Below are 12,492 nucleotides of genomic sequence, written 5' to 3' on the forward strand. Positions count from 1 at the left end.
CGTAGCGTTCGCCCGAGGCCTGCGCCTGGGCCGCGACGCCGTAGACGGCCTTGATCCCGGGGACCGCGGTCTGGATCCGGATCGACTTGTACCCCAGTTCCAGGTGCTCCCGGACCGAATCGAACAGGGACGGGAGGTCCGCGCCGGAGGCGTGGCCGTAGGCGCGCAGCCCGTTCCGGGACGCCCCGCCCAGGAGCTGGTAAACCGGCATGCCGGCCAGCTTGCCCTTGATGTCCCACAAAGCCATGTCCACCGCGGCGATCGCGGCCATCGTCACCGGGCCGCGGCGCCAGTACGAGGACCGGTACAGGAACTGCCAGGTGTCCTCGATCCGGTGCGGGTCCTTGCCGATCAGCAGCTGCGCGACGTGCTCCTTCAAATACGCGGCCACCGCGAGCTCGCGCCCGTTCAGGGTCGCGTCCCCGATCCCGGTCACCCCGTCCTCGGTGGTGATCCGCAGGGTCACGAAATTCCGGGAGGGGCTGGTCACGAAGACTTCAGCGGCAATGATTTTCACAACAGGTCCTTTTCTGGTCTAACGGGGGTGTCTTAGCCGGTGAATGGCAGGCGGCCCGGATGGGCGCCCGGGGTGGGCTCAGCGCTGCGTGGTTCCGCCCGGTGTGCTCCCGAGCAGTGCAAGTTCCGCGCGGCCCGGCAGGCCTTCCCAGTCCCCGGCGGTGCTGACGGCAAAGGCTCCCGCCAGGACGCCGCGCTCCAGGCGGCCGGCGACGTCGGTGCCGTCGAGCAGCGCCGAAAGGTAGCCGGCGGTAAAGGCGTCCCCGGCCCCCACGGTATCGATGCTGGTCACGGGGACGGCGGGTGCCTCCCAGCGCCCGTCGGCGGTGTGGACGCCGGCGCCGGCGGCGCCGCGTTTGACCACTACTTCCCGGACCCCGCGGTCCAGCAGTTGGGTGGCCATCGCCGTTTCGACGGCGTCCGCGTCGGCGTCGGCGTCGGCGTCGGCGTCCCATGTTCCAGCTTGGCCTGCCCCGGGAGCAGCAGCGACCAGCCCGAGTTCGTCGTCGGAGGCGATCACGATGCTGGCATACCCGGCGAGCGGCGTGAGCACAGCGCAGGCCTCCTCCCGGGTCCAGAGCTTGCTGCGGTAATTGACATCGAGGGAGACCTCCATGCCGTCGGCGGCAGCGCGCTCGGCCGCGTATTCCACGGCCTTCCGGGCGTCGGGACTGAGGGCGGCAGTGATGCCGGTCAGATGCAGGATCCGGGCACCGTCCGTCAAGGCACGGTCCAGGTCGTCCCGTCCGAGGGTGGCCCCGGCGGAACCGGCGCGGTAGTAGAAGGCCCGGGTGACATCGGCCGTGCGTTGTTCGAGGAACATCACGCCGGTGTTCCGCGCGGCGTCAATCCGGTGCCGCAGCCCGATCCCCTCGGCGCGCAGCTGCCGCAGGATGTACTCGCCATGCGGGTCGGCGCCGACCACCCCGGCCCAGGTGACGCTGTGCCCGAGCCGGGCGACCCCGACGGCCACGTTCGATTCGGCCCCGGCCACGTGCATGCCCAGGCTGCCGCCGGCGGACAGCGGGCCGGTGGACCGCAGCGAGACCATGGACTCGCCAAAGGTCAGAAGGTCAACGGCCTGCGGGGCGGGAGCGTTGTGGGCGGCGGCCATCACCGCAGGCTCTCCGCGCGCGGGCGGCCGAATTCGGCGGCCAGGGCCACGAAACCGCGGGCCCGTTCCCGCATCGGGGCGAGGTCGCCGCCGGAGCCGGCGTCGCCGAACAGCGGTCCGCCGAGTCCCACGGCGATGGCGCCGGCTTCCCAGTAGCCCGCGGCCTCGCCCAGCCCGACGCCGCCGACGGCGATGAACGGGATTCCGGGGAAGGGATCGCGGAGCGCCTTGAGGTAGCCCGGTCCGCCGATCGAGGCGGGGAACAGCTTGACCGCGGTGGCGCCCCGGTTCATGGCTTCGTAGGCCTCACTGGGAGTCAGCGCACCGGCCAGCACCGGCAGTCCCAGCCGGGCCGATTCGGCGATCGACTCTGCCAGCGACGGCGTCACCATGAACTGGCCACCCGCCTCGGCGACCCGGTCAACGTCCTGGGCCGTCAGCACTGTTCCGGCGCCGACGAAGCAGTCCGCCGGGGCGGCCGCGCGGACCTCGCGGATCGCCTCGAGCGCCCCCGGTGTGGTGAGCGCAATTTCGACGTATCGGAAGCCCTCCTCCATCGCCGCGAGAGCTGCCTGGGCGGCGGCTGCCCCGTCCGTGCCGCGCACAATTGCCACCAGCCGGGTTTCCCGGATGCCGGCCAGCAGCAGTTCGGGCGTCAGGTTGTTCTCCATGTCAGGCTTCTCCTTAGTCGGGGCGTTCAGGGCAGTGTTACCGTTCCGGTGTTCACCACTCGGCGAAGGCACCGTCGGGGTGCCGCCAGACGGGACCGCGCCAGGCATGCCCGCGCTTGTCCGCGGCACGGACCACGGCTTCGTCGATTTCGATGCCCAGGCCGGGGCCGGTGAGCCGCTCGATGTGCCCGTCCACGAACTTCAGCGGGGACTTGTCCACCACGTAGTCCAGGACTTCGGCACCCTGGTTGTAGTGGATGCCGATGCTTTGCTCCTGGATCAGGAAGTTGGGTGTCGCGAAACCCACCTGCAGGCAGGCGGCCAGTGCCAGCGGGCCCAGCGGGCAGTGCGGGGCAAGCTGGACTTCGTAGATTTCGGCGAGCGAGGCGATCTTTCGGACCTCGGTGATGCCGCCGGCATGGGAGAGATCCGGCTGGGCCACGGCGATGCCGGCCTGCAGCGCGGGCAGGAATTCCTGCCGGCTGTAGAGCCGCTCGCCGGTGGAGACCGGCGTCGTCGTCGAAGAGGTGAACTCGCGCAGCAGGTGCGTGTTTTCCGGGACCACCGGTTCTTCGAGGAAGAAGGGCCGGTACGGTTCCAGCAGCGGCGCCACCCGGCGGGCGTTGGCCAGGCTGAAGCGGCCGTGGAAGTCCACGGCCACGTCGCGGTGGTCGCCGAGGACCTCGCGGGCCGCGGCCACCCGGCGGACGACGCCGTCGAGCTCGGCCACCGAGGCGATGGGGCTCATCCGGCCGCTGGCGTTCATCTTGACGGCCGTGAGCCCGACCGCCAGCTGCGCGCTGATCTGGTCGGCCACCTCGTTGGGCTCGTCCCCGCCCACCCAGCCGTACATCCGGATCCGGTCCCGGACGTGGCCGCCGAGGAGCTGGTGCACGGTTGTGTTGAAGTGCTTGCCCGCGATGTCCCAAAGGGCCTGGTCCAGGCCGGACACGGCGCTGGCCAGGATGGGCCCGCCGCGGTAGAAGGACCCCTTGGTCATCACCTGCCAGTGGTCCTCGATCCGCAGGGCATCGTTGCCGATGAGCAGCTCCGAGAGCTGGTCGACGGCGGTGCGCACGGTTTCGCTGCGGCCTTCGCAGCTCGCCTCGCCCCACCCGACGATCCCGCTGTCCGTCTCGATCCGGACGAAGAGCCAGCGCGGCGCGACGAGGAACGTTTCAATCCTGCTGATGAGTGTCATGTGCTGCCTAGCCCTTGGTCGCGCCGGCGGTGAGGCCGGAAACGATGTACTTCTGCGTGAAGAGCGCAATGATCATGATCGGGATGGTGACCACGGTGGCGGCCGCCATCAGTCCGCCCCAGTCGATGCTGGCGTAGGAGACGAAGTCGAAGATCGCGACCGGGAGGGTCTTGGTCTTGGAGCCGGAGAGCACCAGGGCGAACATGAAGTTGTTCCACGAGAAGATGAAGGACAGGATGCCGGCGGTGGCGATGCCGGAGACGGAGAGCGGCAAGGTGATGCGGCGGAAGGCGCCGATCGGGGTCAGGCCGTCCACCTGGGCCGATTCCTCCAGTTCCAGCGGCAGGGAATCAAAGTAGCTCATCATGATGTACACGATCAGCGGCAGCGAGACGAACATGTGGCTGAGAATCAGCACCTCGAACCCGCCCACCATTTTCAGGTTGGAGAAGACGTAGTACCAGGGCACCAGCAGCGAGACGCCGGGGATGACGCGGGCCATCAGGACCACGAGCGCCGAGCGGTGCATGGTGAAGCGGCTCATGGCGTAGGCGGCCGGCACGCCCAGGACCAGCGACAGCGCCGTGGAAACGAAGGCCACCCAGAAGCTGTTGAAGATGAAGACGAAGTAGTTGTTCCGCTGCAGCACGTTGGCGTAGTTCTCGCCCGTAGGGGTGAAGAAGAACGACTTGCCGGTGTCGTAGATGTCCACGTTGGTCTTGAACGAGGCCAGAAGCATCCAGAACAGCGGGGCCACCAGGAACAGCACCACGGCCACCAGCGCGGCTACGCGGAACACCTTGTACGCGCGGGTGCCCACGGGCTTCCGCCGGCGCGGCTCCGTCGTGGCCGGCACGGCGGGGGCGGTTTGGGGTTCGGTGTTTTCTTTCAGTACGGTCATTTGCTTACCGCTTTCTTGCGCATGGTCAGCAGCCACATGGAGCCGATGATGATCATGAAGAACAGGATCAGCACCGCGGAGGAGAGCCCGTACTGGTTGTAGTCGAAGCTCAGCCCGTAGGCGTAGACGTTGAGCGTTTCCACTTCGTGGAAGGACCCGCCGCCCTTGCCCTTGGTGGCGTAGAGGATGTCGAAGGTCTTCAGGGCATCGATGCCCCGGAGCAGGATGGCGACGATCACGGTCGGCATCATGAGGGGCAGGGTAATGAAGAAGAAGCGCTGGAAGGCGTTGGCGCCGTCCATCCGGGCCGCCTCGTCAGGCTCCTCGGAGAGGGAGGTCAGCCCTGCCAGCAGGATCAGGACCACCATGGGGGTCCACTGCCACACGTCCATGAAGATGGTGGTGCCGAGCGCCGTGTCCTGGCCGGAGAGCCAGGGCTGTGCGGGGATGCCGACCATGCCGAGCAGCTGGTTGACGAAGCCGATGTTGGGATCGAAGATCAGCCGCCACATCATGCCGACCGCCACGGGGGTGGCGACGAGCGGAAGCAGGATGGCCACGCGGACCCACTTTTCGCCGCGGAACGGGCGCCACAGCAGCAGCGCGATGCACATGCCGAGCACCACCTCGCAGACGAGGGCAACGCCGGTGAAGCTCAGCGTGCGGCCGACGGCGGGCCAGAAGCGCTCGACGTCGGACAGGACCGTGAGGTAGTTCTGGAGGCCGACAAACTCGGAGGCAGCCCGGACCGAGCCCTGCGAATCGGTCAGACTCAGGTACAGGGTCCAGGCCAGGGGGAAGACGATCAGGACGCCGACGAAGATCATGGCGGGCGCGGCGAAGAGCCACTTGCGGTGCCGGTTGGCCCAGCCCGAGAAGTTCTCGCGTGCACTGGGTGTGCGGGCGGCCTTCCGGGATGGCGCGCTGCGGGGAGGGGTCAATACAGACATGGTTCACCTAAGGAGTTGGGGGTGAAGTGAAGAGCTGGCCGCGGCGGGACGGCAGCGGACTGCCGCCCCGCCGGGCTGGATGGTGCGTCAGGCGGGTAGCGGGTCAGGCGCGTGGCGCGCCGGCCGCACTACTTCTTTTCGCTGTCCAGGAACTTCTGGAAGGCATCGTGCGCCGTGTCGGCTGCGCCGGAAGCGTCAGAGCCGGTGATGGTCGCGACGATCGGGCCGCCCACGATTTCGCGGGCCTTGCCTACGGTGACAACCTCGGGACGGTCGTGCCCGACGCCGTTCTTGGCGCTGGCGGAGATGGCCTCGGCGAGGTCCTTCGGGTAGGTGGAGGTTCCGGCCTGGTCAGCCCAGACCGAGGCGCGCGGTCCGGGGACGCCGGCCTTCTGTGCTTCGAGGGTGCGTTCCTTGCTGGTGGCCCACTGGATGAACTTCCAGGCGTTGTCCTGGTTGCTTGATGCCTGGTTGATGGCAAGGCCCCAGGACGGGATGTTGTACGGCTTCGAACCTGCGGGGCCGGCGGGCAGTGCGGCGAACCCGACAGTGTCGGCGACCTTGGACTTGGCCGGGTCGGTGGCGTTCTTGTAGAGCGAGTCGGCCTCCGTGTAGAAGGCAGCCTTGCCCTGGGTGAAGATTGCCATCGCCTCGGGCCAGCTCATGTCGGTGCTGACGTTGGCGGGGCCGTAGTTCTTGATCAGGCCGCCGTAGAACGCATAGGCCTTCTTCGCGGCGTCGGAGTTGACGGCGGATTTGCCGCTGGCGTCGGTGAAGTCGCCGCCGAAGCTGTACAGGAAGCTGGAGAACTGGGTGACGGCGGCGGACTTGCCGGTGCGTGCCACGAAGCCGGCCGTGTCCGGAGAGGACGCCTTGATGGCCTTGGCCGCGGCTTCGAGCTCGTCCATGGTCTTGGGAACCTCCAGGCCGGCGGCCTTCAGCAGGTCCTTGCGGTAGTAGAGGACTTCGCGCTCGGTGATGATCGGGACGCCGACCACCTTGCCGTCAGCGGTGGTGGCCTTGACCGGGCCCTCCTGGTAGTCCTTCCAGTCCCACGTGGCGTCCGAGGAGACCTTGGACGTCAGGTCCGCGAGGTAGCCGTTCTTCGCGAACGCCTTGCCTTCCTGGAGCGGGCGGTACATCATCACGTCGATCTCGTCGCTGCCGGCGTTGAGCTTGACGTTGTACTGGTCCGAGAGCTGGTCTTCGCCCAGTTGGGTCAGTTCGACCTTGAGTCCGCTGGACTTCTCGAATTCCGGAATGGCCGCCTTGATGCCTTCGGTCCAGACGTGGTTCGCGAGGGTGACCCGCACGGTGCCGGCGGTCTTGGCGTCGGTGCTGCCACTGGCACCGCCGCAGGCAGTCAGCCCCAGGGACAGGACCGCGGCGACAGCCGCGTACTTCGCAATCGAACGTCGCTTCATTACGACTTCCTTTGGTTTTCAGGGCTGGGCGTCTCTGTCCAGCCGGCTGCAAATGCATCTTTACATCTGCTCTGGAAGCGATCTTAGGTAAATAAAGCAGACTTAAACAACCCCTTGCGCCACACCCGTATGATTTATTTATGAAAACTCCAAAGGCGGAGCCAACAGCAGACCTGCATTCGGTGCTGGTCCAGAACCTGGGGCTTGCCATCGCCGAAGGGACGCTGGCACCACACTCGATCCTGCGTCTGGACGAACTTGAGGCCGAGCACAAGGTCTCCCGGTCCGTGGTGCGGGAAGCCACCCGCGTGCTGTCCTCCAAGGGAATGCTGGAGTCGCGGCGGCGGCTGGGGACGGTGGTGCAGCCGGAGGAATCATGGAACGCGTACGATCCCCAAGTGATCCGCTGGCGGCTCGCATCCTCAAGGCGGCTGGAGCAGTTGCAGGCCCTGAACGAGCTCCGCGGGGCAATTGAACCGCAGGCTGCCCGCCTTGCCGCCGAGAGGGCATCCTGGGATGCCGGGAGCGACCTCGTGTCCCTGGCCGCAAAGCTGTGGGCGTCCGGCCAGCGCGGGGACCGGGACGAGTTCCTCCGGCTCGACATCGACTTCCACGCGGCGGTGCTCCGGGCCTCCGGCAACGCCATGTTTTCCCAGCTGCACAACCTGGTCACCGAGGTGCTGACTGGGCGCACCGAGCACGGCCTCATGCCGCAGTTGCCACACCACGAGGCCCTGCAGCTGCATGTGGATGTGGCCAGCGCCATTCAGCGCGGCGAGGCGGACGCGGCGCACGCCGCCATGAGCAGGATCGTGGAGCAGTCCACCGAGGAAATGGGCGACATCTGGTCCAGCTATCACGCCGGCGGCCCCGCCTCCCCAGCCACCTAACGCGGGGTCACTTCCAGCCCATCCACAACGTTCTTTAGCGGCCGCCCTCGAGCTTCCGGCTGCGCTGCTCCTGGGCCATGGGCCCGTACGGGTAGACGCCGACGCGCGGCCGGCTGACCTCGGTCAGCCGCTCCGTCTCGCCCGGGGTGAGCCGGAGATCCGCCGCCGCAAGATTGTCCGCCAGCTGCGCGGTGGTGCGGGCGCCCAGGATCACCGACGTGACCGCCGGCCGGTCCGCCAGCCAGGCCAGCGCCACTTGGGACGCGCTCACGCCATGGCGCCCGGCGGTTTCCTCCACCTCGGCAATCACGTCCCAGGTGCGCTGATCGGCGTTGCGGGCCTCCCAGGCCTCCATCCCACGCTTCGGATTTTCGCCGAGACGGGTGGCCCCGGCGGGCGCCTGATCGCGCTTGTACTTGCCGGAGAGCCACCCGCCACCGAGCGGCGACCAGGGCAGCAGCCCGATCCCTGCGTCCAGCGAGGCCGGCACAACTTCCGACTCGATCTCGCGGACCAGCAAGCTGTACTGCGGCTGCAGCGTCACCGGGGCACTCCAGCCGTGGGCCTTCGCCACATGCACGGCCTTGGTCAGCTGCCAGCCCAGGAAGTTGGAAAAGCCGTAGTAGGCGATCTTGCCGCTGGTGACGGCGTCGTGCAGGAACCGGAGGGTCTCCTCGAGGGGCGTCACCGGATCCCATGCGTGCAGCTGGTAGAGATCGATCTGCTCCACGCCCAGCCGGCGCAGCGAGTCATCCAGAGCCCGGACCAGATGCCGGCGGGAAGTCCCGACGTCGTTGGGGGCCTGGCCCATCGGGAAGCGGCCCTTTGTGGCCACGACCGCCCGGTCCCGGACATCCGGCCGGTCCGCCAGCCACCGGCCGATGATTTCCTCCGACGCCCCGGAGCTGTAGACGTCCGCCGTGTCGATGAAGTTGCCGCCCGCCGCGAAGTAGTCGTCCAGGATGGTGCGGGACTGCTCCTCGGTGGCCTCGGCGCCAAAGGTCATGGTGCCCAGCGCGTAGTTGGAGACGACGGCGCCGCTGTTGCCCAGGGTGCGGTATTGCATGGAACTCCTCGAGTTTGGGGTCAGTCTTCCGTGGGGGTGGTGCGCAGCGAGTGGTACGTCCGCCAGGTGTGCTCGGGCGCGTAGCCCAGCAGCCGCTTGGCCTTGTCGATCGAAAGCATGGTCTCGTGCTCGCCCAGGTCCTTGACCACCTTGACGCTGGGGAACACCTCGGCCGCGAGGCTGGCGCTGGAGCGGCTCATCACGGTGTCCTCGTTCGCGATGATGAACGCCTCGAAACCGGGTTTGCCGCGCTCCAGGGCGCGGGCAACGGCCTGCGCACCGTCCCGGCCGTCAATGTAGCCCCAGAGATTCCACTTGCGCAGCCCCGCGTCGTGGTCGAAGGAGGGGAACTCCTCATAGTCCTCCGGGTCCATCACGTTGGAGAACCGCAGGCCGGTGATGCTCAGGTCCGGGTCCCAGCGGGTCAGCTGGATGGCCATCTGCTCCTCAAGGTGTTTGACCAGCGAGTACGTGCTTTCCGGCCGGGCCGGGTAGTCCTCGTCCACCGGGATGTAGGGAGGGTCGACGTCGAACGGCAGCCCCAGCACGGTCTCACTGGACGCGTAGACGATTTTCTTGATCCCGGCCCGGCGGGCGGCCTGGAACACGTTGTACGTGGACTGCATGTTGTTCTCGAATGTGGCGGCATCAGGGGCATGGCCCGGTGCAGGAATCGCGGCCAGATGCACCACCGCGTCAAAGCCGGCGTGGCGGTCCTCCAGGCCAAGGAACACATCCACCACCTGGCCGTAGTTGCGCAGGTCCACCTCCGTGAACCCGCGGCTGCGCGCGCCCGTCCGGTCCAGGTTGGTCACCTCGTGCCCGTCATCGCTCAGCCGCCGAACGACGCTTCGGCCCAGCTTTCCGCTTCCTCCGGTAACAGCAACTCTCATCAGGAACTCCTCGGGTGGCAGGCTCGGCTGACCGTCATGGTCAGGCTCATGGTCCGGCATCCGGTCCGGTGCCGACAGTCACCGTTCCACCCTAAGGTGAGCCGGGCGCGGTGCCCAGCCCCGCTCCGTCCCCGCGTGACTTTCGACCCTAGGCAGGCCCGGGAGCACAGGGAAGGCTGGGGACCATGAACGGTGATCAGCGCATTGTCGTGGGCGTGGACGGTTCCGAATTTTCGACGACGGCGCTCCGCCTCGCCGGACGCATGTCCACGAGTCTCAACGTCCCGATTGAGGTCATTACGTGCCTGGGGACGTCCGATTTCTTCCTTGCATCCCACCTGCCGGAGGACAGGACACCCACCCTTGAGCAGCTGGAGGAGACCGCCAAAGATCTCGTGGACCAAGCCTTGGAGCGTGCCTTCGGCGACTCGCGTCCGGAAGGCCTCACCCGCTCGGTCAAGTTCGGGGCTCCGGCCAAGGTCCTTATCGAGGAAAGCCAGAACGCCCAGTTGCTCGTGGTGGGCAGGCGCGGGAAGGGCGGATTCCTCCATCAGGTCATGGGCTCGGTGAGCGGGGCCTGCGCGGCCCATGCCCATTGTCCGGTGATGGTGGTCGGCCAGGGAGCGGACGACCGTCCGGACCACCGGACCAGCGGATGAGGTCCCTCGCGTGAGCGGCCCGCACGTTCCCGGCCGGATGCGCGGACCGCTCGCGGCGCTCGCGGCGGCCGGGGCCGGCGCCACTTACGTCTTGGCTGTCCGGCCGCGGCTCCTGCTCTGGGGATCCACCACCCAGGAGGCCGCCGGGCCGCTCGCCGGGGACGAGATCGTGCCCGCCCCGCGCATGCAAAGCACCCGTGCGGTCACTATTGCGGCCCCGGTCACAGACGTCTGGCCTTGGCTCGTCCAGTTGGGCGCCGGGCGTGGCGGTTTTTACTCCTACGACTGGCTCGAAAAAACCACGGGTCTGGGCATCCGGAGTGCAGACAGGATTGTCCCGGAACTGCAGCGCCTGGAAGTCGGCGACATCGTCCCGTTGTCCCCCGACGGCGGCCTGCCGGTCAGGCGTCTCGAGTCCGGGGCTGTGCTGGCGCTGGGCGGATCCATCGACTTTCGCACGGGCAAGATGTCGCCCGCCGGCGTCCGTCCTACCGGGCGCCGGCTCGACATCGGCTGGACGTTCGTGTTGCGGCCTGCGGGCCCCCAGGCCACCAGGCTCCTGTCCCGCACCCGGTACGACTACTCGCCCCTGGCCGAGGGGCTGGCCCTGCGCGCATTGCTGGAACCGGTGCAGTTCCTGATGGAGCGGCGGATGCTCCTGGGCATCCGTGACAGAGCTGAGGGCCGCAAGGCGCACGGCGCCTGACTGTTCAGACGCCCGTGGCCCGCGCGCTGGCACCGTCCGGCGGCAGCATGTAGTCGACAAACCAGTCCCGTGCAAGGATGGCCGCGGCCGCGAGCGTGCCAGGTTCTTCAAACAAGTGCGTCGCCCCCTGCACGACAGCGAGCTGGCTGGGGCAGCGCATCATCGCCTTCGCCCGGCGGTTGAGCTCCAGGACCTCGTGGTCCAAGCTGCCCACAATCAGGAGCGTGGGCGCTGTCACGGCAGACAGCCGCGGGCCGGCGAGATCGGGGCGGCCCCCGCGGGAGACGACAGCCGCGATTCGCGCCGACGGCTCCGACGCCGCCCACAACGCGGCCCCGGCGCCCGTGCTCGCCCCGAAGTAACCCACAGCGCAAGAGGCCGTGTCTGCCCGGGTGGAAAGCCAGTCCGTTGCTGAGGACAGCCTGCGGGCCAGAAGTTCGATGTCAAAGACGTTGGCGCGGCTGCGCTCCTCCGCGGTGGTCAGCAGGTCCAGCAGCAGCGTACCGAGTCCAGCCTGCTGCAGCAGACCGGCCACATAGCGGTTCCGGGGGCTGTGGCGGCTGCTGCCGCTGCCATGGGCGAACAGCACCACGGCCCGGGCCGGGACCGGAAGATGGAGCTGTGCCTGGATCCGCACCGCCCGGGACGGGATCTCTACTTCCTCGTCGACGTCGGCGGCCCTGTCGGCGCGGGCCGCCGCCGAGGCCCAGAAGGGCGGCGGCGAGGTCTCGACGCGTTTGGCCGCAAGATCGAGCAGTCGCAGCACCTCGTCGTCGTCCGTCGGGGAGAAGTCCCGGTAGTGGTAACCGACGGCGGTGAACTGGCGCGGCGTCGCCAGGCAGACCACTTCGTCCGGTTCTGTCAGGTTGGCGAGGGTCTCCGCGGGGGCAACCGGAACCGCCAGGATCACGCGTGCCGCGCCCTGTTTCCGGGCGACCCGGCAGGCCACCCGGGCAGTGGAGCCGGTGGCGATCCCGTCGTCGACGATCACCGCGATGCGTCCGGTCAGGTCGTGCCGGGTCCGGCCCTTCCGGAACAGGACGAGCCGGTTTTCCAAGGCGGCGCGCTCGTGCTCCTCAACGGCCTGCAGTTCGTCACTGCTGACCCGTGAATGGGCCAGGACCTGCTCGTCCAGGACCTTGGCACCGCCTTCACCGATCGCCCCCATGGCGAGCTCGGGCTGGTAGGGAAGCCCGAGCTTCCGCACCACAATCACGTCCAGGGGAGCGTCCAGGGCGGCGGCGACTTCGAAGGCTACAGGCACGCCGCCGCGCGGCAGGCCCAGGACCACGATGTCCTGGCCACGCAGTTCCGCCAGACGACGGCCGAGCTGCCTGCCGGCGTCGACCCTGTCTTCAAAAATGCTCATGGGATATGGCTTTCAAGTCGAAACGTGGGCCATCGGCCATCAGTCGTGTGCTGCTGAAACTGGTGCGCTCCTGCGGGTTCCCCAAACCCGAAATGGACCCGGTGGCCGCTGCCTCCAACTATCCGCCCGCGG

12 protein-coding genes and 1 pseudogene are annotated in these 12,492 nt (G+C 68.0%); 3 read left to right on the plus strand and 10 right to left on the minus strand.

What is annotated here, in order from left to right:
* From MRBLAR12_RS05170 to MRBLAR12_RS05200, 7 genes and pseudogenes are all read right to left on the minus strand, one after another.
* A pseudogene (locus MRBLAR12_RS05170) lies at window positions 1-517 on the minus strand (bifunctional D-altronate/D-mannonate dehydratase); the annotation flags it as partial.
* Window positions 518-595: 78 nt separating this feature from the next.
* A complete protein-coding gene (locus MRBLAR12_RS05175) occupies window positions 596-1,630 on the minus strand; it encodes a sugar kinase (protein WP_364744045.1) in 1,035 nt (344 codons plus the stop codon).
* Window positions 1,630-2,301: a bifunctional 4-hydroxy-2-oxoglutarate aldolase/2-dehydro-3-deoxy-phosphogluconate aldolase gene (locus MRBLAR12_RS05180; protein WP_229994673.1), complete on the minus strand. Its 672-nt coding sequence runs from the start codon at window positions 2,299-2,301 to the stop codon at window positions 1,630-1,632. The genes MRBLAR12_RS05175 and MRBLAR12_RS05180 overlap by 1 nt, the downstream gene beginning before the upstream one ends.
* Before the next feature lie 52 nt (window positions 2,302-2,353).
* The gene (dgoD, locus tag MRBLAR12_RS05185; protein ID WP_364744048.1) at window positions 2,354-3,502 is read right to left on the minus strand and encodes a galactonate dehydratase; all 1,149 of its coding nucleotides are present in this window, start codon (window positions 3,500-3,502) and stop codon (window positions 2,354-2,356) included.
* A 7-nt stretch (window positions 3,503-3,509) separates the two neighbouring features.
* Window positions 3,510-4,403, minus strand: a complete 894-nt coding sequence (locus MRBLAR12_RS05190) for a carbohydrate ABC transporter permease (RefSeq protein WP_229994674.1) — start codon at window positions 4,401-4,403, stop codon at window positions 3,510-3,512.
* Window positions 4,400-5,353: a carbohydrate ABC transporter permease gene (locus tag MRBLAR12_RS05195; protein WP_229994675.1), complete on the minus strand. Its 954-nt coding sequence runs from the start codon at window positions 5,351-5,353 to the stop codon at window positions 4,400-4,402. Before MRBLAR12_RS05195 ends, MRBLAR12_RS05190 begins: the two co-directional genes overlap by 4 nt.
* A gap of 128 nt (window positions 5,354-5,481) precedes the next feature.
* Window positions 5,482-6,777: an ABC transporter substrate-binding protein gene (locus MRBLAR12_RS05200; RefSeq protein WP_364744052.1), complete on the minus strand. Its 1,296-nt coding sequence runs from the start codon at window positions 6,775-6,777 to the stop codon at window positions 5,482-5,484.
* 140 nt (window positions 6,778-6,917) lie between these two features.
* Between MRBLAR12_RS05200 and MRBLAR12_RS05205 the strand changes: the two genes are divergently transcribed.
* Window positions 6,918-7,667, plus strand: coding sequence for a FadR/GntR family transcriptional regulator (locus MRBLAR12_RS05205; RefSeq protein ID WP_229994677.1), 750 nt, complete (start codon window positions 6,918-6,920; stop codon window positions 7,665-7,667).
* Window positions 7,668-7,701: 34 nt separating this feature from the next.
* Here MRBLAR12_RS05205 and MRBLAR12_RS05210 read toward each other — a convergent pair whose 3' ends face one another.
* The gene (locus tag MRBLAR12_RS05210) at window positions 7,702-8,733 is read right to left on the minus strand and encodes an aldo/keto reductase (RefSeq protein WP_364744055.1); all 1,032 of its coding nucleotides are present in this window, start codon (window positions 8,731-8,733) and stop codon (window positions 7,702-7,704) included.
* A 20-nt stretch (window positions 8,734-8,753) separates the two neighbouring features.
* Window positions 8,754-9,626, minus strand: a complete 873-nt coding sequence (locus MRBLAR12_RS05215; protein WP_364744058.1) for an NAD-dependent epimerase/dehydratase family protein — start codon at window positions 9,624-9,626, stop codon at window positions 8,754-8,756.
* Between the two features lie 185 nt (window positions 9,627-9,811).
* Between MRBLAR12_RS05215 and MRBLAR12_RS05220 the strand changes: the two genes are divergently transcribed.
* Together MRBLAR12_RS05220 and MRBLAR12_RS05225 are read left to right on the plus strand one after the other, a co-directional pair.
* A complete protein-coding gene (locus MRBLAR12_RS05220) occupies window positions 9,812-10,285 on the plus strand; it encodes a universal stress protein (protein ID WP_229994680.1) in 474 nt (157 codons plus the stop codon).
* Window positions 10,286-10,295: 10 nt separating this feature from the next.
* Window positions 10,296-10,991, plus strand: a complete 696-nt coding sequence (locus MRBLAR12_RS05225; RefSeq protein ID WP_364744061.1) for an SRPBCC family protein — start codon at window positions 10,296-10,298, stop codon at window positions 10,989-10,991.
* 4 nt (window positions 10,992-10,995) lie between these two features.
* Here the strand turns inward: MRBLAR12_RS05225 and MRBLAR12_RS05230 are convergent, their stop codons facing one another.
* Window positions 10,996-12,360 (minus strand): phosphoribosyltransferase, encoded by a 1,365-nt coding sequence (locus tag MRBLAR12_RS05230; RefSeq protein ID WP_229994682.1) that lies wholly within the window; start codon window positions 12,358-12,360, stop codon window positions 10,996-10,998.
* Window positions 12,361-12,492: the final 132 nt, after the last annotated feature.

The organism is Arthrobacter sp. LAR12-1-1.1, assembly GCF_040676555.1.
Lineage (GTDB): Bacteria > Actinomycetota > Actinomycetes > Actinomycetales > Micrococcaceae > Arthrobacter.